The 20,383-nt window shown below is 43.2% G+C and carries 19 protein-coding genes and 1 tRNA gene; 17 read left to right on the forward strand and 3 right to left on the reverse strand.

From position 1 onward, the window contains the following. Positions 1-43: 43 nt before the first annotated feature. From ABD772_RS09055 to ABD772_RS09075, 5 genes are all read left to right on the forward strand, one after another. Positions 44-2,458: an outer membrane beta-barrel family protein gene (locus ABD772_RS09055; RefSeq protein ID WP_345103075.1), complete on the forward strand. Its 2,415-nt coding sequence runs from the start codon at positions 44-46 to the stop codon at positions 2,456-2,458. A 113-nt stretch (positions 2,459-2,571) separates the two neighbouring features. Beyond that, complete coding sequence (locus ABD772_RS09060) at positions 2,572-3,954, forward strand: S41 family peptidase (protein ID WP_345103077.1); 1,383 nt, start codon at positions 2,572-2,574, stop codon at positions 3,952-3,954. Positions 3,955-4,146: 192 nt separating this feature from the next. Then, entirely contained in the window at positions 4,147-4,533 is a 387-nt protein-coding gene (locus tag ABD772_RS09065; protein WP_345103079.1) for a VOC family protein, read from the forward strand. Positions 4,534-4,644: 111 nt separating this feature from the next. Further along, positions 4,645-5,895, forward strand: a complete 1,251-nt coding sequence (locus ABD772_RS09070) for a sialidase family protein (RefSeq protein ID WP_345103081.1) — start codon at positions 4,645-4,647, stop codon at positions 5,893-5,895. 342 nt (positions 5,896-6,237) lie between these two features. Then, positions 6,238-6,870 carry a hypothetical protein gene (locus tag ABD772_RS09075; protein ID WP_345103083.1) on the forward strand — a complete coding sequence of 211 codons (633 nt, stop codon included), beginning with the start codon at positions 6,238-6,240 and terminating at the stop codon, positions 6,868-6,870. A 91-nt stretch (positions 6,871-6,961) separates the two neighbouring features. Here ABD772_RS09075 and ABD772_RS09080 read toward each other — a convergent pair. Then, a tRNA-Met gene (locus ABD772_RS09080) sits at positions 6,962-7,034 on the reverse strand. 145 nt (positions 7,035-7,179) lie between these two features. Here ABD772_RS09080 and era point away from each other — a divergent pair. Together era and der are read left to right on the forward strand one after the other, a co-directional pair. Then, positions 7,180-8,055: a GTPase Era gene (gene era / locus ABD772_RS09085; RefSeq protein ID WP_345103085.1), complete on the forward strand. Its 876-nt coding sequence runs from the start codon at positions 7,180-7,182 to the stop codon at positions 8,053-8,055. Positions 8,056-8,172: 117 nt separating this feature from the next. After that, positions 8,173-9,474 carry a ribosome biogenesis GTPase Der gene (gene der, locus ABD772_RS09090; protein WP_345103087.1) on the forward strand — a complete coding sequence of 434 codons (1,302 nt, stop codon included), beginning with the start codon at positions 8,173-8,175 and terminating at the stop codon, positions 9,472-9,474. Positions 9,475-9,500: 26 nt separating this feature from the next. Here der and ABD772_RS09095 read toward each other — a convergent pair whose 3' ends face one another. After that, a complete protein-coding gene (locus ABD772_RS09095; RefSeq protein ID WP_345103089.1) occupies positions 9,501-11,081 on the reverse strand; it encodes a S41 family peptidase in 1,581 nt (526 codons plus the stop codon). A gap of 176 nt (positions 11,082-11,257) precedes the next feature. On the opposite strand from ABD772_RS09095, the gene murQ reads away from it, so the two are divergent. The 10 genes from murQ to ABD772_RS09145 all read left to right on the forward strand — a co-directional run bounded on the left by murQ (position 11,258) and on the right by ABD772_RS09145 (position 18,601). Beyond that, on the forward strand, positions 11,258-12,082 hold the full coding sequence (murQ, locus tag ABD772_RS09100; RefSeq protein WP_345103091.1) for an N-acetylmuramic acid 6-phosphate etherase: 825 nt from the start codon (positions 11,258-11,260) through the stop codon (positions 12,080-12,082). Between the two features lie 77 nt (positions 12,083-12,159). Further along, a complete protein-coding gene (locus tag ABD772_RS09105) occupies positions 12,160-12,726 on the forward strand; it encodes a hypothetical protein (RefSeq protein WP_345103093.1) in 567 nt (188 codons plus the stop codon). An 84-nt stretch (positions 12,727-12,810) separates the two neighbouring features. Continuing rightward, complete coding sequence (locus ABD772_RS09110; protein WP_345103095.1) at positions 12,811-13,536, forward strand: Bax inhibitor-1/YccA family protein; 726 nt, start codon at positions 12,811-12,813, stop codon at positions 13,534-13,536. A 112-nt stretch (positions 13,537-13,648) separates the two neighbouring features. Then, complete coding sequence (locus ABD772_RS09115; RefSeq protein ID WP_345103097.1) at positions 13,649-14,449, forward strand: shikimate dehydrogenase family protein; 801 nt, start codon at positions 13,649-13,651, stop codon at positions 14,447-14,449. Then, a complete protein-coding gene (gene gldD, locus ABD772_RS09120) occupies positions 14,446-15,045 on the forward strand; it encodes a gliding motility lipoprotein GldD (RefSeq protein ID WP_345103099.1) in 600 nt (199 codons plus the stop codon). The genes ABD772_RS09115 and gldD overlap by 4 nt, the downstream gene beginning before the upstream one ends. A gap of 75 nt (positions 15,046-15,120) precedes the next feature. Beyond that, positions 15,121-15,759, forward strand: a complete 639-nt coding sequence (locus tag ABD772_RS09125; RefSeq protein WP_345103101.1) for an MBL fold metallo-hydrolase — start codon at positions 15,121-15,123, stop codon at positions 15,757-15,759. 66 nt (positions 15,760-15,825) lie between these two features. After that, a complete protein-coding gene (locus ABD772_RS09130; RefSeq protein ID WP_345103103.1) occupies positions 15,826-17,052 on the forward strand; it encodes an FtsX-like permease family protein in 1,227 nt (408 codons plus the stop codon). Between the two features lie 10 nt (positions 17,053-17,062). After that, positions 17,063-17,440, forward strand: coding sequence for a hypothetical protein (locus tag ABD772_RS09135; protein ID WP_345103105.1), 378 nt, complete (start codon positions 17,063-17,065; stop codon positions 17,438-17,440). A gap of 77 nt (positions 17,441-17,517) precedes the next feature. Further along, a complete protein-coding gene (rbfA, locus tag ABD772_RS09140) occupies positions 17,518-17,889 on the forward strand; it encodes a 30S ribosome-binding factor RbfA (RefSeq protein WP_345103107.1) in 372 nt (123 codons plus the stop codon). A gap of 16 nt (positions 17,890-17,905) precedes the next feature. Continuing rightward, the gene (locus ABD772_RS09145) at positions 17,906-18,601 is read left to right on the forward strand and encodes a peptidoglycan DD-metalloendopeptidase family protein (protein WP_345103109.1); all 696 of its coding nucleotides are present in this window, start codon (positions 17,906-17,908) and stop codon (positions 18,599-18,601) included. 35 nt (positions 18,602-18,636) lie between these two features. Here the strand turns inward: ABD772_RS09145 and ABD772_RS09150 are convergent, their stop codons facing one another. Further along, entirely contained in the window at positions 18,637-20,121 is a 1,485-nt protein-coding gene (locus ABD772_RS09150) for a M28 family peptidase (RefSeq protein WP_345103111.1), read from the reverse strand. Positions 20,122-20,383 lie beyond the last annotated feature (262 nt).

Raw genomic sequence — 20,383 nt, forward strand, 5'->3', positions numbered from 1 at the left:
ACATAGTACTTGATTTGTAGTCAAAGCCCTAAACGACTTACAAATGAAACTGAAAATCACCTTAATCTTAATGCTTTGGCTAGCTGGGATATATGTGTCACATGCCCAAAGCCTGGCAGAACGTAACATTATCAAAGGCCGGCTTATCGATTCATTGACCCGAAAGCCGGCCGAGTTTGTCACTGTGGCACTTAAAAATTCAAATAACAAGCAAATAAAAACGGTTGTTAGCAGAACGGACGGCGCCTTTGTTATAACCGATGTCCAGCCGGGAAAATTTATTATCAATTTTACATTGATCGGTTATACCGGTAAATCCCTGAATATTCTTATGGATGGAAGTAAGCCACTTGATTTAGGGGATGTAGCCATTAATGCTTCGGCCAGGGAAATTAAAGCAGTTGTTGTAAAGGCAACCCAACCTATCATTAAGCAGGAAGCTGATCGTATTGCTTATGATATTCAGGCCGACCCTGCCAGTAAGTTTAGTAGTGTATTGGAAATGATGCGAAAGGTTCCATTGGTAACCATTGATGCCGAAGACAACATACAGGTAAGTGGAAATTCGGCATACCGTATTTTTATTAACGGTAAACCGTCGAGTTTACTTGAGCGAAATCCAAAAGATGTATTAAAGAGCATGCCTGCATCTTCTATTCAAAAAATAGAAGTTATCACTACGCCGCCTTCAAAATACGATGCAGAAGGTTTGGCCGGAATAATCAATATAATAACCAATAAAACCATAGACGATGGCTATAGCGCAAACATAGGTCTCAATGAACGCCTGCCTGCGGGCGGCCCATCTATAGGTGGGTCATTTACTACCAAATCAGGAAAGTTTGGTTTATCAGCGTTTGGCGGCGCCAGCTCGTTTGGCAACCCCTTAACAACAAGTAGTGTTCTACGCAAAAGCAAGAGCGTATCACCGTCGGCACTTGTTCAGGCCGGTGGTCAGAAAAGCGACAGTCAAAACGCGTACCTGGGCATGGAGTTAAGTTATGAGATCGATTCGCTGAATCTTATCTCCGGCCAGTTTAACCTGAACGGAGGCAAGGGAACTGGCCAGTCTTCGCAAAGTTCTGTCTTGCGGAATGATACCACTGTTACACAGCAATATAGTTTGCTAACAGATAATGATAATATTGGAAAAGGGGCCGATTTGGCAATCAACTATCAAAAGGGATATCGTCGGAATAAGAACCAATTGACGACTTTTTCTTATCGCTATTACGGCTTCGCCAATAACCAAAACGCCGATCAGCTTTTTAACAACAGAGTAAATTATACGCTACCTGATTTTCGTCAGGCCAATAAAAGCGTGATGAGCGAGCATACTGTGCAATTAGATCAAGTTTACCCGGTAAACAAGATTAATGTTGAAGCGGGTGCAAAAATAATTGTCCGCTTTAATGAAAGCGATTTCCAATATTTATCGCAGGACGCAGGTGGCAATTATTTAACCGACCCATCGAAAACAAACACTTTCAATAACAGACAAACTATTTGGGCCGGTTATAATTCTTATCAATATAATATCAACAATTGGTCGGTAAAAGCAGGTGTCAGAGTTGAAAATACAGATGTCGGTGCTAACTTTTTGTCGACAGCCTCGCAGGTGTCGCAAAATTATTTCAGTATAATACCTGCGGTGGCTTTAAGCAGGCGCTTTAACACCACTGGTATTAGTTTTGGGTGGAATCAGCGCATCCAGCGGCCTGGTATTAACCAATTAAACCCTTTTGTTGACCGCTCTAATCCAATATTTGAAACTTCAGGCAACCCGGATCTGCGCCCTACCAAGGGCAACCAGTTAAGGCTTGGGTTTAATTGGGCCGCCAAAGGCAGTCTGGTTGCCAGCCTGAATTATAATTGGATACAGGGTCTTATCTTCCCGGTGTCGGTATATGACGAAGTAAGCAATATTACCCGTACTCGTTTTGAGAATACCGGTACCGCAAAAGCATTAGGAGGAAATATTAATTTCAACTACCCCTTAACCCAAGCCTGGAATCTGAGTATGAACGGAGGGTTAATGCATGGTTGGGCAACAGGGGTAAGTAACGGTAAACCAATAAAGAACCACGGCTTTATGTTTAATGCTAATGTCGCCTCCAGCCTAAAGTTAAATAGTGGCTGGCGAACCGGGGTTAATATCTTTGCAGATGGCGGCCGGCTTACTGTTCAACAGCACTCTAATGCGTATATCAGCACAGCCTTTAACGTGAGCAAGGATATTATTAAAGATAAGCTCACTTTTTCGGCTTTTACCAATAACCCATACAAACGCTATCGTCTTAATGTTACAAATTCATTCGGGCCCAATTTTAACCAGATAAGCCGGGATCAGCAAAACTTTAGCGCCTTTGGTGCATCCCTCAACTATAAGTTCGGGAAATTAAAAGAATCAATTAAGAAAAATAAGCGAGGCATAACTAATGACGACATAAGTAATTAATATATGAATACCTTGCCCGGGTTATCTGACTTAAGATTTCTAAGAAGTTTGCCTGGAGACGACAGGGTATTTATATTTGATGTAATAAATCACCTCATATTTAAACTCATTTGATGAAACCAAATCTGATTAAACGATCATGCCTGATGCTGGGCATTACAGGCGCGCTGTTTTTATACAACCTGCCATCTTTCGCACAAACAGTAAACGATGCCGACAGGCACGAGATTGTCACTAAACTTGCCGATAGACTGGTAGATGTATACCCATTCCCGGAAATAAGTGCAAAATATAAAGAGGACCTGCTTAAAAATGAAGCTGCCGGCCATTATAATAATTTAACTGAACAGGAGCTTGCGGCAAAGTTAACCGCCGACATGAGAAAAACACATAAAGATGTGCACTTGCGTGTTAGCCGGAATGAAGCCACTTATAAGAGCATGACTGAGCCGCGTAGCAGACGTGGTGGCGGAAGAGGAACAGATGATAACTCGGACCAAAGAGCCAATTACGGTTTCAAGAGAGTGGAGATAGATGGTACAACCTCGACCGCTTATGTAGAAATACCTGGTCCGTTTCTTGGTTCGCAGGAAGCGTTTGAAATGGCAGCCGCGAGTATGAATATGTGTGCATACAGTAAATATATTATATTAGATGTTCGTCACAATCCTGGTGGCACCGGGCAAATGGGCCGTTTCCTGGCGTCCTATTTTTATAACCCGGGGCGCGAACAGTTTTATCTGAACGGGTTTTATAAAGACCGTAAACGCGATGAGCAGGAATGGACCTATGCCTATACCCCCGGCAAGCACATGCCCGACGCAAAGGTTTACATATTGACTGGCAGAGGCACCGGTTCAGCGTCAGAGGGATTTGCTTATGCGATGCAGAAGCTGAAGCGGGCAACCATCGTAGGCGATACAAGTGCAGGTGCGGGTATAGCCGGCGGCAATGTGGCGCTAAAAAATAACCTGGTAGCATTTGTGCCAATTAAAATGGTCGTGGGTCCAAACGACAATGTGGGTTGGGAAGGTGTTGGCGTAATACCAGATGTAGAAACCGGTAAGGAAGATGCGCTTGCAGCAACGCACAAACTGATACTGCAGGATATTTTGAAGAATTCAACAGATACTACCCAAAAAGCCGCTGCGCAATGGATGATAGACAATGACGGCATCGCTGCGAACCCGGTGAATATGAAAAGTAAATACGGAGGATTGGTTGGTAAATACACCAACGACGTCACCATTACCTACGCTAAAGGCGATTTGCTTTGGAACCGAACGGAAGCCGGTAAAACGGTCGAGAGTTATGTACTCAAAGAAGTTAAGCCTGATGTGCTGGTTATTACAGGCTTAAATGCAAACATCGGCCCAAATGTGGCGCGTGTGTATCTAAACCGCGATGAAAAAGGCAAAATAGAAAGTCTTACCCGCAAAACGCTTTTAGGAAATGGCAGAATATCAGTTACCGCGCAAGCGCTTAAGAAGATTTAAGCGCGGATTTTCCGGTACTGTTTACTATTCAATGCAAACGCCTCAAATCTTTAGGTTTGAGGCGTTTGCTTTTTGGTAGCGTGAGCCTGTCAAAGCTTTTTGTACTATATTGCATTGTAAAAGTGGCTGAAATAGCCAGCACGCTATTCAGCGCGTCAAAAAACAAATGCTATTACCATAAACTTTTAATCTATGAAAACGAAAGAAATCTGGGCTAATTTAAGTGTCGGGGATTTAGACCGGACCACTAAATTCTATAAACAACTTGGATTTAAACCCAACGGAGCGTCAGACCAGCTGACCAGCTTTTTTGTTGGCGAGAGAAACTTTATCATTCATTTCTTTTTGAAGGATGTACTCGAGCCCGGCATGAAGGGTAAGGTAGTTGATACAAAAGCCGGAAATGAAATTATATTTACCCTTTCTGCTGACAGCAAGGAAGAAGTTGATAGTTGGAAAAAAGAGGTGCGACAAGCCGGAGGAACAATAGTTTCCAAGCCTGAAGAGTTTGGAGAGGGATATTACGGTTTTGTGTTTACTGATCCTGATGGTCATAGGTTCAATGTATTTCTGATGTAAAGGTAAATGAAGGGCTGTAGTTTGCTTTATGGTCAGAAGTATACTTTTATTATTTATTCTTAAATTCATTCAAACAGATAAACAGCATCTTTGATAGTTGATGCCGAAAGTATGAGCAAAGAGTTTAACCGAAGAAATTTTTTAGGACTGATGGGGACGGTCCCGCTTATCTCAGTGCTACCCGGCTTAAAAGCGCCGGGTACGGAAACTGAATTGCATCCGGGGCCGGGCAGCCTTCCCGAGAATGCATTAGCCGAAATACTTGAAACAAAAATAATTTGTATTGAACCGGGCAGATTCCCGGTGGTTTCTTCGGCCATTGATAAAAATGGACACCCTGTTCAAACCAATAGTTCTGTCGAACCCAATCGTTATGTGGGATGGCCAACGGTTGTTCTCACAACAGAAAATGAGCTGATCGTGGTTTACTCTGGCGATAGGGACAGCCACGTTTGTCCCTTTGGTAAAACACACCTCATCAAATCGGCTGATAACGGCCAGACATGGTCTGCACCTGTAACCATTACAAATACGCCGCTTGATGACCGCGATGCAGGTATAATACAAACCAGGCAGGGAACGCTTGTAGTGAGCTGGTTTACCTCGCTGGCTTTTGAAAACCCAAATTGGCCTGCCGCATATTATAAATATTTCAGGGTTGGCGAAAAGATAAGCGCGCAAACTAAGCAGGCATGGCTGGGAAACTGGATAAAGAGATCATCGGATGGAGGTAAGACATGGTTAACACCTTCGCGCACGGTAGGAACAGCCCCTCATGGGCCGGTGAATCTAAAAAGCGGACATCTGCTATATGTCGGAACCGGAAGCTACCAATCAATGGGGCCGATTTTAGTTGAAAAATCGACCGACGATGGTATCACCTGGAAAGTAATTGGCAATATACCGGTGCCCAAAAAGGCTACAAGCATTTCAGAGCCTCATGTAATAGAATTACCTTCAGGAAAGCTTTTGGCAATGATCCGGAATGAGTCAAAAGAGTTTCACAATGGATATTTGTTACAATCTGAGAGTTATGATGGTGGCAATACCTGGTCGATGGCCAGCGAAACGGCTATTTGGGGCTATCCACCACATTTTACGTTGTTAAAAAATGGCGAATTGCTGCTAAGTTATTCTCATCGTAAGCTGCCTTACAGCCAAAAAGCCTGTATTTCCCACGACGAAGGAAGAACCTGGGATATAGAAAACGAAATTATGCTGACCCGATCGGCTAATAGCGATATGGGTTACCCATCGACTACCCAGCTAAACGACGATTCTTTACTGACTGTTTATTATCAGTCTCCCGGCAACGGCGAGCCTACCAATATAATGAGCACACATTGGCTTCTGAAAAAATAACGCTATGCCTTGACAATGAAATTGCCTTTAAGTGTAGTGCTTGTTATGTAGCCGGGAGATTTTAAATCTGCTGAGTAGTCCTGAAATAGTCAACCTATTTCAGGACTACTCAATAGCTTAGATGAGCTTGGCTGTCCCGCAAATGGAAAGCAAACCTTTAGTCGTCGCAAGTCTAAGAAATAGATAGATTCAGACAGTTACCTTTCATTCCAGGCGATTGGGTTTTCTGGTAAGATGCATAATGTCAAGTTTTTATTTACAAAGTTTACATTTTAATTTACAATCCAAATTCTTCGCGCTGAAAAGTATCAAAGTAGATTCGTTAAATTAATTCTAATAGATATGAAAAATAAAAGAAATGTTTTGTACAGTCTGGCTATCATGCTGATTGGAGTAGTTTATTTCCCCTTACAAGCTCAGCAGAAAAAAAGCATTCATCGCGCTAACTTTTCTGGCGAATGGGAGTCCAAAGCGTCAATAAGTATGGGCGGAAATATTGTTTGCACCTATAACTCGGGAGATCGTATGCTATCTAAAACAATGAAAATTAAAGAGCAGGCAAATTTTCTAACCATAGAGGCATCAAGCTCGTTTCCTGGCGAAGCGACGGTTAAAAGCAGGGAGAAACTGACCTTCGGTAAAGCAACCGAAATTAATCATGGTCAGGGAAGAGAAAAGAAATATACCGTAAAGTTGTCGGCAGATGGACAAACCATGACTGTTAACTCAATTGTACTCTTCAAGTATCCCCAACAAAAACAAGAAGTTGTTTATGTGACAGAAGTCTGGAAATTGAGCAATGATGGCAAGTCTATTACTGTTCAGGCCAATGCAAAATCTACCATTTTTAATAAGGAGCGTTCCTGGGAGACGGTGTTTGAGAAAGTCACCAAATATTCAAAAACTGTATTGGACAAGCCTGAGTTAGTTCGGGCCGGCCTTTTTTCATTTCCTCCCGTGCTTCCAAGTCTATAACTTGGTACCATTATGCTGGCGTAGTAGCGACTACTCACAAAAAACAAAAAAAGCCTCTTAGATTTCTCTAAGAGGCTTTTACTTTCTGAGGTAGCGGGAGCAGGACTCGAACCTACGACCTTCGGGTTATGAGCCCGACGAGCTACCAACTGCTCCATCCCGCACTATATTTGGTGTTTTACATAACGGTCATAACTTCCGGAATGTTTGTTCCAATTAGCAAAAAAGCGTTTTGTGCTTTGTTTTAATTGGACTGCAAAGATATAATTCGTTTCTTTGCAGTCCAAAAATATTTTAATTTATTTTTCTATGGGTCATAAAGCAGGTTTTGTAAGCATCATTGGTAAGCCAAACGCAGGTAAATCAACGTTGATGAATGCGCTTGTGGGCGAAAAAATGTCCATTATTACCCCTAAAGCTCAAACTACCCGTCACCGTATCCTTGGTATAGTTAATGGCGATGATTACCAGATCGTTTTTTCGGATACTCCGGGTATCATCAAACCACATTACGCCCTGCACGAAAGCATGATGCACCAGGTGGAAGGCTCTATTGTTGATGCCGACCTGATCTTACTGGTTACTGATATCTATGAGGAATACGATGAGCAGGATGTACTAAGGAAACTGGCAGGCTCATTGGCCCCGCTTTGTGTGCTGGTTAATAAGATAGACCAAAGCGACGAAGAAACGGTTAAGAAAAAGGTAGAATACTGGCAGGAAAAATTGAAGCCCAAAGCCCTCTTTGCCATATCGGCATTGCATGAGCATAATGTTACCGCCGTAATGAACTTTGTGGTAGATAACCTGCCCGAGCACCCAGCTTACTATGATAAGGATGCATTGACTGATCGTAATGATCGTTTTTTTGCGTCAGAGATGATACGCGCGCAGTTATTGAAACAATACAAAAAAGAAATACCCTATAGCTGCGAGGTGATTGTGACTTCGTTTATTGAGGGAGATAAGCTACATCGAATCAGCGCCGAGATTATTGTGGAGCGCGATTCGCAAAAGAACATAATTATTGGCGAAGGCGGTAAAATGCTCAAGATTGTAGGTACCTATGCCCGCCGCGATATGGAAGATTTTTTCCAACGTAAAGTCTTCCTCGAAATGTTTGTCAAGGTAATACCCGACTGGCGCAGCAAGAAAAATTACCTGAAGAAATTCGGGTACGAATAATAGTGAATTACAATTTACGAATTGCGATTTTAGATTATCGGGTTTCGTAAATTTGCATCGATTTAGTTTGACGATCTTCCCCGGTCGTGATTCGTAAATCTAAAATCCCAAATCAAAATGAGCAACATAGTAGCCATAGTTGGCAGGCCTAATGTGGGCAAGTCAACCTTATATAATCGTTTAACTGAAAGCCGTAAAGCTATTGTAGACGACTTTAGCGGCGTAACGCGCGATCGTCATTACGGTAAGTCGGAGTGGACCAACCACCAATTTACTGTTATTGATACCGGCGGGTATGTAGCACACTCTGACGATGTTTTTGATGCGGCTATCCGCGAGCAGGTAGTTATTGCTATTGAGGAAGCCTCGGTTATTTTATTTGTAGTTGATGTAACCACCGGTATTACCGATTTGGACGATGACATCGCCGGCGTTCTGCGCAAAAGCAAAAAGCCCGTTTTTGTAGTTGTTAATAAAGTAGATAACAACAGCCAGCAAGTAGACGCTACGGTGTTTTACAGCTTTGGTTTAGGCGAGATATACAACATATCTTCTATGACCGGCTCTGGCACCGGCGAATTGCTGGACGATGTAGTTAAACATTTTGACGATGAAGAACTGGAAGACAATACGCGCCCAAAATATGCCATTGTTGGTCGCCCTAACGTAGGTAAATCATCTATCATCAATTCACTGATAGGCCGGGATCGTAATATTGTAACCCCGATTGCGGGTACCACCCGCGATTCGATCCATATACATTATAACCAATATGGTCATGATTTTATGTTGATTGATACGGCTGGTATGCGCAAAAAAACCAAGGTTAAAGAGAATATTGAATTTTACTCCGTAATGCGTACCATCAAAGCTTTGGAAGAGGCTGATGTTGTAATTCTGATGGTTGATGCGGTTGAAGGTTTGGAGTCGCAGGATATCAATATTTTTCACCTGGCCGAGAAGAATAAGAAAGGCATAATGATCGTGGTAAACAAGTGGGATTTGATCGAAAAAAACAACAAAACCACTAAGGTTTTCGAGGATATGATTCGCCAAAAAATAGCGCCCTTTACCGATGTTCCAATAGTTTTTACGTCTGTAACCGAGAAGCAACGTGTACTTAAAGTAATAGATGTAGCTAACCAGGTTTATCAAAATCGCGCACGCAAGATCGCTACTTCAAAATTGAACGAGGTGATGCTGCCCATCATTGAGAACTATCCGCCGCCATCAGCCAAGGGTAAATATGTTAAGATCAAATATGCAACGCAGATTGCTGGCTCGTCGCCCATGTTTGCGTTTTTCTGCAACCTGCCGCAATATGTTAAGGAGCCCTACTACCGCTTTATAGAAAATAAGCTGCGCGAAAATTTTGATCTGAGCGGCGCACCGGTGCAGGTTTGGTTCAGACAGAAATAGGTTGATAATGTGCAAATATTGCACATCTAATTCACTGCTTCGATAGCTTTTTTAATGGCAGGATCATCAGCATTAATGACCTTGAAATAGGCATCGTCTCCCCATTTAAAGCGGGCAGCATAGGCTTTAAGCAAGGTTTTTAATTCGCCCCTGGCTGTCATTACTTCTTGTGGGCGGATATCTTTTATGCTTTTGGAGGCGTACAGTATAAAATTACCTAAATCAGCATCGCTTACGTTGTAATTTTTGATGAAATCGGCGGCTGTATATTTATTTAACACTGCCTGCATGTGGTCAATCACGTAAGCCGAAAACAGTTGTCTGCTGCTAAGTTCATGAGCCAGATAAGTGTTATGCGTAGTGTCGGCCGGTACAAAAATATCGGGCATGATACCGCCACCGCTAAATACTTTACGACCATCTGAGGTATGATAATGCGTAGGTTTTCTGAAGATACTGTCTTTTAAATTACTTTCCTCAGAAAATAGCTCGCCCTTTGTCATGCGTTGTGCCAACTCGTTGCGGTAACTTTCGATACCGCCGCTATACGATTTTTGAATAGATCGTCCGGAAGGAGTATAGTACCTGGCGATAGTCAGATTAACAGCCGATCCATCTCCGAACGGAAACTGCTCCTGCACCAGGCCTTTACCAAATGAGCGTCGGCCTATAATTGTTGCGCGGTCCAGATCCTGCAAGGCACCAGCCAAGATCTCACTGGCAGACGCTGAATATTCATCAACTAACACTGCTAATTTACCATGCTGGAAATTACCCGAGTCGGTTGCGAAATAATCAGTGCGCGGTTCATGTACGCCTTTTGTATAAACTATCAGTTGCTTTTTGGTTAAAAACTCATCTGCCAGTGCGGTTGCAGTATTCAGATATCCCCCGCCATTGCCGCGGATATCCAGCACAAGTTTTTGCAAGCCGTCTATCTTTAGTTTAGTCAGCGCCTTGCGAAAGTCGGCGTCAGTGGTTGACGCAAATTTGCTTATTTTAATATAGCCCGTTGTCGGGTTAAGCATATAAGCAGCATCAAGACTGCTCAGGTCAACATGGTCTCGTTTGATGTTGTAAAATTTGGTGGTTTTGCTACCCGCCGGCACAACAGCCATAAGCAGTTGTGAGTCTTTGGCCCCGCGAAAAGCTTTGCTCACTTTCTGAGCGGTTAAATGCGTGCCTGAAAAACTTTGATGATCAACCTCCAGCACTTTATCGCCGGGGCGAAGGCCGGCATTATAAGCTGGCCCGTATGGTGTCACCTGTGTCACTACTAAGGTATCGCGCAGCAAAACATATTCAACGCCTATACCGGTAAAGCCTCCTTCTAAACGCTCATTGATGCTGGTAGCCTGCTGCGGGGGTAAGTACAGCGAGTGCGGGTCAAGATTTTGCAGCAGATTGTTTACTGTAGTGCCCTCAATGCTATCTACATCTACCGAGTCGACATAGTTATGGCGCACCAGGTCAAGCACCCTGGACACTTTGTCGCCATTCAGATCAATATGTTCGGTGATGTGATTATCGCCTAAAAAAAGACCAATAGCTACACCCATCAATACCAAGATGACTGACCTGAAAATAATTGCTGCTGCTCTTTTCATAGAATATCTACAAATCTACTGATTTGGGCTGATAGCGTCGATACCATTTTGCCTATTAATCGCTTCAAAATTCACATGTATTTGTAAAAATTATAATGCAGGTTCACAGTACTTAATCGCTACCAATAATTCGACCATTTTCGATTATTTTACCGATTTTTGTCCAAAACAGCGCTATGCAAACCACAACCGAAAAAGATTCGCAATATAACCACCTCGAAAGAATGAGTGTGGCCGAGATACTTCAAAATATCAATAAAGAAGATCAGACGGTTGCCGTTTCGGTAAGTAAATCCATCCCGCAAATTGAAAAGCTGGCTACTGTAGTGACAGAGCAGATGCGCAAAGGTGGGCGTTTGTTTTATATAGGCGCGGGTACCAGCGGCAGGTTGGGAGTGGTTGATGCATCAGAATGCCCGCCAACGTTCGGTGTGCCGTTTGATTGGGTCGTAGGTATCATAGCCGGTGGCGATGGTGCTATACGCAAAGCCGTAGAATTTGCCGAGGATGATACCGAACAGGCATGGAAAGATCTGCAGGCATTTAACATCAATGAAAAAGATGTGGTTGTTGGTATTGCGGCTTCGGGCACCACTCCGTATGTTATTGGCGGATTGAAAGCAGCCAATCAAAATAAAATAGCAACCGGTTGCGTTGTATGTAACAGTGGCAGCCCGGTGGCTGCCGAAGCCAATTACCCCGTAGAAGTTGTTACCGGTCCGGAGTTTTTGACGGGTAGTACGCGCATGAAAGCAGGTACCGCACAAAAGTTGGTGCTTAATATGCTTACCACCACGGTAATGATACAACTAGGTAGGGTAAAGGGTAACAAAATGGTTGACATGCAGTTGTCAAACAATAAGCTTGTACACCGGGGCATTAATATGGTAATGTCCGAAACAGGGCTTGACGAGACCACTGCCGCGCAATTGCTCAAAGAGCAAGGCAGCGTACGCAAGGCGGTTGATTTTTATAAAACCCTGCCCAACCCTCACCGGTAGGGAGGGCTTTAATTGAAATATATTAAATTTGAATTTAGAAAGTTTCCCCTATCGGGGGGATATTTAGAGCGGGCCAAATGCACGAAATAGAACCATATTATAAATGGCGGGATGATTACATCGCAGCAGAGGACGAATACTCGCCTTTTTATGCTACGGAGTACAGTGAGTTTGAGTTTGACAAGCAGATATACAATTTCCTGCTGCACCCTCAATGGGATTCGTTTGGCTCAAATACTTTGTACATGAAAGTGTTGTATGCCGACTATGACCGCTCATACGCCATCATGGAATTTATTGGCGAGTGGAACGATGCCATCAACAACGATATTATGCTGCTAAAGCGCGAGATCATTGAGCTGATGATTGATAACGGCATCACCCAATTTATCCTGATCGGTGAGAATGTGCTCAATTTCCATTCGTCGGATGACTGCTACTACGAAGAGTGGTTTCAGGATGTTGAGGACGGCTGGATTGCCGGTATCAATTTCCGCGAGCATGTTATTGACGAATTTAAGCGCAATAACATCGATTACTACATTAACTTCGGTGGTGAACTGGATGAATTAAACTGGCGCGGACTTAAACCGCTGCAAGTATTTAAAAAGGTGGAGGAGCAATTGACCAAACGTTTAAATTAGTAGATCGAATTATAATAAACTAAACTTTTTCTCTAATCTCATATCTATATATTACATTCGTATAATTAATAATTCAGAATAAAAATGGAAAACAACAATCCAGACTACGTTTATGATAACGTAATACAAATTGATGACGCGGCTTCGTCGCGTAAATTTTTGGCTAATGTGTTTTTGTGGATGTTTATAGCCTTAGGAATCTCCGCTTTTTGCGCTTTTTACTTTGCTACCAATCCGTCTTTGCTACAATTATTGATTGGTGCAAATGGCTTTTCTGGCCTGGGCTGGATTATAATGCTATCGCCCTTAGCCTTTGTTATGCTGATGAGCTACGGCCTTAATAGGCTGTCATACCCGGCTTTAGCGCTGATATTTGCTGTTTATGCGGCATTAACTGGTGTCAGCTTAAGCTTTATTTTGCTCATCTATACTACAAGTTCAGTATTAAGCGTGTTTATCAGCTCATCGCTGTTATTTGGCGTGATGGCTGTTGCCGGTTATACCACGCAGCAGGACTTAACCAAATTCGGTTCATTAATGTTTATGGGTCTTATAGGTATTGTCATAGCAACTTTGGTTAACATGTTTATGCATAGCAGCGGTTTAGACATGGCTATTGCTTATATTGGTGTAGCCGTATTTACTGGCTTAACCGCTTATGATACACAAAAACTAAAGCGCATTGGTGCTGGCCTGGAATATGGCGATGCAACATCAAAAAAATATGCTATTATGGGCGGCTTAACGCTGTACCTTGATTTTATTAACCTGTTCCTGATGCTGTTGCGCGTTTTTGGCAGAAGAAGATAATCAAACAAAACAAAACAAAAAAGCTGCCCCGTAAAGGGCAGCTTTTTTGTTTCAGGACTTTGGAGAGCAATAAAAATTTAAATTCTTCGTGGTTTGTTACTAATATTACAGCATGAAACAATACGGACTCATCGGTTTCCCGCTTTCGCATTCATTTTCCAAAAAATACTTTACCGAAAAGTTTGATAACGAGAATATTACCGACGCGGTATATGATCTGTACCCGTTAGAGCATGTAAAAGACCTCCAGGATTTGCTGGATGTTCACCCCAATCTGGCGGGTTTAAACGTTACTGTGCCGCACAAAAAAAATGTACTGCGTTTTCTGGATTGGATAGAGCATGACGCCCGCAACGCCGGGGCTGTAAACTGCATCCGTATAACCAAAGAAAGCCCGGTATTGGCAGCTTTTAATGGAGAAGTTGGTGTAGGCGGTCATGATTTCAGATTGGAGGGCTTTAACACTGATCTGTACGGTTTTGAAATGTCATTGCGGCCGTTATTGAAAGAACAACATACCGATGCTTTAATATTAGGCGACGGCGGGGCAGCACAAGCCGTAAAGTGTGTTCTGGATAATCTTGAGATCAGCTACAAAACAGTAACGCGTAAGCCACATCCGGGTAACCTGTTATTTAGCGAATTAAAGCCGCATCATATCAAATCGCATAAACTCATTATTAATACCACGCCATTGGGCACTTATCCTAAGGTAGACGAATGCCCGCCAATACCTTATGATGCCATAACCGACGAGCATTTGCTGTACGACCTGGTGTATAACCCGCCCGAGACCGAGTTTTTGCGCAGAGGCGGTGAGCGCGGCGCGACACCAAAAAACGGCTACGAAATGCTGGTGCTGCAGGCGGAAAAATCGTGGGAAATCTGGAACTCAAAAGAAAAGCACCCATGAAGATATTTACTCTTTGCATAATTGGTATTTTGCTGTTGGCAGCCTGCGGCGACAATCATGATTACGCGCCCAAACCACGGGGATATTTCCGTATAGAGTTACCTAAAAAAGCATATCGCGATTTGGTGTCCGATTATCCGTTTACGTTTAAATATCCAACTTACGCCGTTATACAAAAGGATACTCAGACACGTATCCCGGCCAGGCTGGCTCCTATGACCCACTTACTTAACATGAAGTTTCCGCAGTTTGACGGCACTTTACATTTAAGCTATGAAACCATTACTTCAAAAAAAGTATTTGATGAGTTGGTTGAGGATGCACACCGGTTTGCCTTTAAAAATACGGTAAAAGCTACCGATATTGAACAAAGAAACATTAGTATACCGGCCAATAAAGTGTATTGTGTTTACTATGCAATTGGCGGTAATTCGGCATCATCAGTTCAGTTTTATTTGACCGACAGCGTTAAAAATTATCTGCGCGGTGCTCTGTATTTTAACACTGCGCCCCGCCTTGACTCTATACAGCCGGTATTGAATTTTATCAAAAAGGATATCGATGTGATGATAGGCAGCTTTAAATGGAAGCGTTAAGGTTATATGTTTGCTTTATATAATTTATCTACTAACTAACGTACCACGAAAAACGTATTACGTATAACCCAAAATATGGCTTCAGTAAAAGCATTCCCGAATAACCCTCTCCAGGAAAACACTTATATTTTATATGATGAAAGCGGCGAATGCACTATCATCGATCCGGGGATGGAAAATGCCGCCGAGCAAAATGCAGTGGTTAATTTTATTAAAAACAATAACCTGAAACCCGTTTTACTGCTCAATACCCATTGCCATATAGACCATATCTTAGGCAACAAGTTTGTATTTGACATGTATGGTCTGAAGCCTCAGTTTCATCGCGGCGAGCTGGATCTATTAGAAGCCGGCATTGCTTATGCGCCGCAATTTGGTTTGCGTTATGAGCCGTCGCCGGTGCCCGAGGTGTTTTTGGGCGAAACAGGTACAACAAGCTTTGGCACCACCACTTTAAGCCTCATATTTGCGCCGGGCCATTCGCCCGCTCATTTGTGTTTTTATGACCAAAAAGACAATTTTCTCATCGGCGGCGACGTGCTGTTTAGCGGCAGCATTGGCCGCACTGATTTACCCGGCGGCGATTTCAAGACACTGATCACCAATATCGAACAAAAATTATTGATTTTACCCGATGATTGCCGTGTTTATCCCGGTCATGGCCCGGCCACCACTATTGGACGTGAAAAACTGACCAACCCTTTTTTAGTATAGTACACCGGGCGTAACGCCTTTTATGTATTTTTACCGGATTAAGCAGCGCAGATAAGACACAAAAAAATGAATACCTCTATTTACATAGCCCGCCGCTATTTGCTTTCAGGCAAAAAAATGCATGTGGTGAATATTATTTCGGGTATATCTATGTTGGGGGTGTTGATTGGTACTGCGGCAATGATCATTCTGCTATCGGTGTTTAACGGGCTTGAACACGTAATTATTTCGCTGAACAGCAATTTTTCACCTGATTTAAAGATCGAAGCCAAATTGGGCAAAACCTTTGACCCGCATAGCCCTTACTTCAGTAATTTGCATAAAGATGCCCGCGTATTCTCATTTACAGAAGTATTGCAGGATAAAGTGGTGGTTCAATACCGCGGCAAAACTTACATTGGCCGTATAAAAGGTGTAAGCGACGGTTTTTTAAAGAATAGCCGCCTGGATAGCACCATTATTGAGGGCGAGTTTTCTTTGCATGCCGGCAAAAGCCCAATGGCGGTTATTGGTGTAATTGTACATAATAATCTCATGATCAACATAGGCAGCAATGATTACCCTATGCAGATTTTTTCGCCGCGCCGTGCAAAGGTAAGCTCCATCAATCCTGGTGATGAATTTATAACCCGCGACATTTATCCCTCGGGCGTATTCTCTATTCAGCAGGAAGATGATGACACCATGATTGTCCCCATAGAATTTACCCGTGAGTTATTTGAGCAGCCGGTAGAAGTTTCATCTATAGACATCAACCTTAAAAAAGGTCTGGATGTGTCGGCAGTGCAGGCCGAACTGCAGGAACAAATAGGTAATGATTTCACAATTAAAAATCGGCAGGAACAAAATACCGCTTTATACCACACCCTTACGTACGAGAAATGGGCAGTTTTTATGATCCTGGCCTTTGTGGTAGTCATAGCAGCGTTTAACATTATTGGTTCATTAACCATTTTGGTAATTGATAAACGTAAGGATATTGCCATATTGACCAGCCTGGGAGCGGGTAAAAACTTAATTCAGGGCATTTTCTTTTTTGAGGGATTGATGATTTCTCTGATCGGTTGCTTATCGGGTATTGTGTTAGGATGGGTATTTTGTATATTGCAACAAACCTATGGTTTGATACAGGTTGGCGGCATGAATGTCCCCAACAATGCCTACCCGGTTAATATGAAGCTGAGCGATTTTGTGCTGGTATTTTTTACCGTGCTGGCAATTGCTGTATTGGCCTCTGGTATTAGCGCCAGGCTAAGCGTTAAAGGCCTGGATGATATTAAACAGGATTTATAATTTGTTCAATATGCGCTTAAACAAAACATCCGGCATTTTATTATTACTGGCGATGACGGTGGTTACCGCTTGTAACCATAAGGACAAGAAAACAGAGGCGCGTGCGCGGGAAGTTTTTAAAGGCCTGTACAGTTTTGCACCGGGCGCTAAACTATTTCAATTTTGTGGCGGGCAAAGCCAGTATTGGGCAGCAGATAGTTCTGCGCAGTTGGAGTTAAAGTATTCGCAGTTAATTAACTTTGAGCAGTCGGGTACGCAGGTGTACGCCGAAGTTGAGGGTTATAAAACTAAATCGGCAACCAATGGCGAGGCTGCAGCTTACGATAGTACACTCATCGTAAAAAAAGTGATAAAAATAACTAAAGATATACCTGAAGGCTGCAAGTAGAATTTTTAGTAATATATTGTTAAACGATTATTTTTCAAACCCAATTGCCTGTTTGGCGTTAAATAAATATCACAGTTATGGAATCAAAACGTCAACAAAAATTTGCCGGAGTAATACAGGAGGATCTTGCCGCTATTTTTCAGCGCGAGGGAGTGAATTATTTACCAAATACATTGGTTACCATAACCAAAGTAAGGGTTACACCCGACCTGGCAATTGCAAGGGTGTTTTTAAGTTTCTTTAATAATGCCAACACCACGCAGGCGTTACAAACCATTAAGCAGCATGCTTCAGAGATCAGGTATAAACTGGGCGGGCGCATTAAAGATCAGGTAAGAGTGATCCCGCAACTGGAGTTTTTTGTTGATGATACCAGCGAGTATGTTGACCGTATGGAAAAGATCTTCGACAAGATACATCGCGAAGAAAAACAACACGACGAAGAGTAATCTCCCCGGCAATTTCATGAACCGTACCGGCCAGCTAATTGCCTGGATCAAAGCAAATCCATATGCTGTGGGCAAGGTTGTCGACTATAACCCGGCCACCGACAGGCTTTATGCTTTTGATTTTACATCGGCCAATACCGAATTGGATACCGGCACAATAGCCGATAGCGCGCGGTTTAGCCGATGGATTAACCATAAACTTAAAGAAGCTGGCAGCCGCTACGGCGTAGGCGGATATATGGAGCATCGCACCTTGTATGTGCGTAGCCCGTTATTTGATACTGACGATGAGCCCCGGCGCTTGCATTTGGGTATTGATGTTTGGGCTGATGCAGGCACGCCCGTTTATGCTCCGCTGGATGGCACCGTACACAGTTTTCAGAACAACAATAATTTTGGAGATTACGGCCCAACCATTATCCTGCAACACCATCTTGGTGAATTGACATTATATAGCCTGTACGGCCATTTAAGTTGCGAAAGCCTTAACCGGCTTACAATGGGTCAATCCGTCGTTAAAAATCAACAAATAGCTGCCCTCGGTTCCATTGCAGAGAACGGCCAATGGCCGCCGCATCTGCACTTTCAGTTGATGTTCGATATGGAAGGAATGCTAGGCGATTATCCCGGCGTAGTACGCTTTTCTGAAAAAGAAAAATACCTTCAAAATATCCCCGATCCAAATTTGATATTGAAATTCAACACCCTGTAGAGACGCAAAGCATCGCGTCACTACGGGGGGATTTTTTATTTATTTCCGTATAATTCCTGTCCTGCTTTTTCCAATTGGTCTCCCGTGCTCCAGGTTGCAGGCTGCGGATCATCAGCAATATATTTAGCGGCTAATATATAGGCACCGATAAATTTCATCATATAATTCAGGTCCATATTGCCTACTTCGTCGCTGAGCTGGTGATACCGTTTAAATATCTCCGGGCCGAAAGTTTTCATGCCAAAACTAAAAGTTGGCGCAGGCACGCCTTTTTTTGCCAGCGGGTAATTGTCGCTGGCAAAAAATAGCTGACCGCCGGTTGGGTCGCCATTTACGGTCATGCCATAAGCGGCGCAAGCCTTTTTGATGTGTTTGTCGGCAGTAGTACGGCCCAGGCCCACTAACGAGATGAGCCTGGTGTCGTCATAACTTGCATTATCAATATTCAGATTGTAAATAATTTGTTTGAGCGGAACGATAGGGTGTGACGCATAATACGAGCTTCCGATAAGGCCCTTCTCTTCAGCAGTGTAGGTGATAAACAACATCGAACGCGCAGGCGGGTACTTGGAAAAGTACCGGGCTGCATCAATCACTGCGGTGGTGCCTGAGGCGTTGTCGCGTGCGCCATTGTAGATGCTGTCCAGCTTGCCGTCTTCCATTTTAGCTTTGCCAACACCCAGATGGTCATAGTGCGAGGTTAGTAACACGTATTGATCCTTTAACTGTGAATCGGTGCCTTTTATATAACCTATAACATTTTTAAGGTTGACAGACCTTTCCATAGTGCCGGTTACAACAAATTCAGCATCTGTTTTATAACCTTTTGAGAGTATGGCCTGCAACTCGGGCGTGTTATTAATAATAAAAGTATTCAGAAACGTCGTCTCGTCAGGCTGTATTAGGTGGGGTTCATTAAAATGTGCCGAAAGGCCTGACCATGAAAGGGTTTTACCCATAAAACGCGCTGCCAGTGCCACGGCGCCTTTTTTGGTAAGCAACGCTCTCAACGCAGGTAATTGCCCATAGTCTTTTCTGAATGAAAGATCATCGTCTGCCACACCCAGATCTATCATGATGATCTTACCTTTTACGTCTATTGTATTCAGACCGGCCTCTGTAACACGGCCGACATACTCCAAAGGAAATTTAATAATAGCATCTACCGGTGTCATCTGCACAAAGTCTTTGCCCAGCGTAAAACTTAGTTGGCCAATAGTTGCCTTGCCCGTTTTGCCCGGGCTGGCCGTCACCAACTGAAACTCCTGGAAATAGTTGTTAGCGCCAGGTACAGTTTTAACGCCAAAACTTTTAAACTGATCAGCAATGTATTGCGCCGCAGTATTGATCTCGGGCCGGTCAATTCCACGGCCTTTCAACTCGTCCGACGCCAGGTAGCGCAGCGGGGCGAGTGCCGTCCCAGGCGGGTTAATTGCTGCTATTTCTTTAACGGTTGCGTCCTGCGCGCAGGCTACAGTGCCGCAGGTAAGCAGCAGCGATAAGATTATGAGGTTTTTCATAATATCAAATATAATGTATGATAAAACAAAGTTACGCTAGTTTAAATACAGAAAATGCGAAACACAATGCCTGAAAGCTGTAACAGGAGCGGACAATTCTGAAAAAAACGATGATCCAAAAATAATAACTTATAGGTCTGACTTGTCCTGAAATAGGTTTACAATTAAAAGTGTAAACGATGAACAAAAGTAAAGAAGAAAAGATCTTGCATGATCATTTAACGTTGGGTCTAACATTTCGTAGCTTAGCGTTAAAGTACGG

Source organism: Mucilaginibacter panaciglaebae, assembly GCF_039539265.1.
Lineage (GTDB): Bacteria > Bacteroidota > Bacteroidia > Sphingobacteriales > Sphingobacteriaceae > Mucilaginibacter > Mucilaginibacter panaciglaebae.

Coding starts and splice junctions, on each gene's coding strand:
- ABD772_RS09055 (WP_345103075.1), top strand. CDS start 44: ATGAAACTGAAAATCACCTTAATCTTAATGCTTTGGCTAGCTGGGATA.
- ABD772_RS09060 (WP_345103077.1), top strand. CDS start 2,572: ATGAAACCAAATCTGATTAAACGATCATGCCTGATGCTGGGCATTACA.
- ABD772_RS09065 (WP_345103079.1), top strand. CDS start 4,147: ATGAAAACGAAAGAAATCTGGGCTAATTTAAGTGTCGGGGATTTAGAC.
- ABD772_RS09070 (WP_345103081.1), top strand. CDS start 4,645: ATGAGCAAAGAGTTTAACCGAAGAAATTTTTTAGGACTGATGGGGACG.
- ABD772_RS09075 (WP_345103083.1), top strand. CDS start 6,238: ATGAAAAATAAAAGAAATGTTTTGTACAGTCTGGCTATCATGCTGATT.
- era (WP_345103085.1), top strand. CDS start 7,180: ATGGGTCATAAAGCAGGTTTTGTAAGCATCATTGGTAAGCCAAACGCA.
- der (WP_345103087.1), top strand. CDS start 8,173: ATGAGCAACATAGTAGCCATAGTTGGCAGGCCTAATGTGGGCAAGTCA.
- ABD772_RS09095 (WP_345103089.1), bottom strand. CDS start 11,081: ATGAAAAGAGCAGCAGCAATTATTTTCAGGTCAGTCATCTTGGTATTG.
- murQ (WP_345103091.1), top strand. CDS start 11,258: ATGCAAACCACAACCGAAAAAGATTCGCAATATAACCACCTCGAAAGA.
- ABD772_RS09105 (WP_345103093.1), top strand. CDS start 12,160: ATGCACGAAATAGAACCATATTATAAATGGCGGGATGATTACATCGCA.
- ABD772_RS09110 (WP_345103095.1), top strand. CDS start 12,811: ATGGAAAACAACAATCCAGACTACGTTTATGATAACGTAATACAAATT.
- ABD772_RS09115 (WP_345103097.1), top strand. CDS start 13,649: ATGAAACAATACGGACTCATCGGTTTCCCGCTTTCGCATTCATTTTCC.
- gldD (WP_345103099.1), top strand. CDS start 14,446: ATGAAGATATTTACTCTTTGCATAATTGGTATTTTGCTGTTGGCAGCC.
- ABD772_RS09125 (WP_345103101.1), top strand. CDS start 15,121: ATGGCTTCAGTAAAAGCATTCCCGAATAACCCTCTCCAGGAAAACACT.
- ABD772_RS09130 (WP_345103103.1), top strand. CDS start 15,826: ATGAATACCTCTATTTACATAGCCCGCCGCTATTTGCTTTCAGGCAAA.
- ABD772_RS09135 (WP_345103105.1), top strand. CDS start 17,063: ATGCGCTTAAACAAAACATCCGGCATTTTATTATTACTGGCGATGACG.
- rbfA (WP_345103107.1), top strand. CDS start 17,518: ATGGAATCAAAACGTCAACAAAAATTTGCCGGAGTAATACAGGAGGAT.
- ABD772_RS09145 (WP_345103109.1), top strand. CDS start 17,906: ATGAACCGTACCGGCCAGCTAATTGCCTGGATCAAAGCAAATCCATAT.
- ABD772_RS09150 (WP_345103111.1), bottom strand. CDS start 20,121: ATGAAAAACCTCATAATCTTATCGCTGCTGCTTACCTGCGGCACTGTA.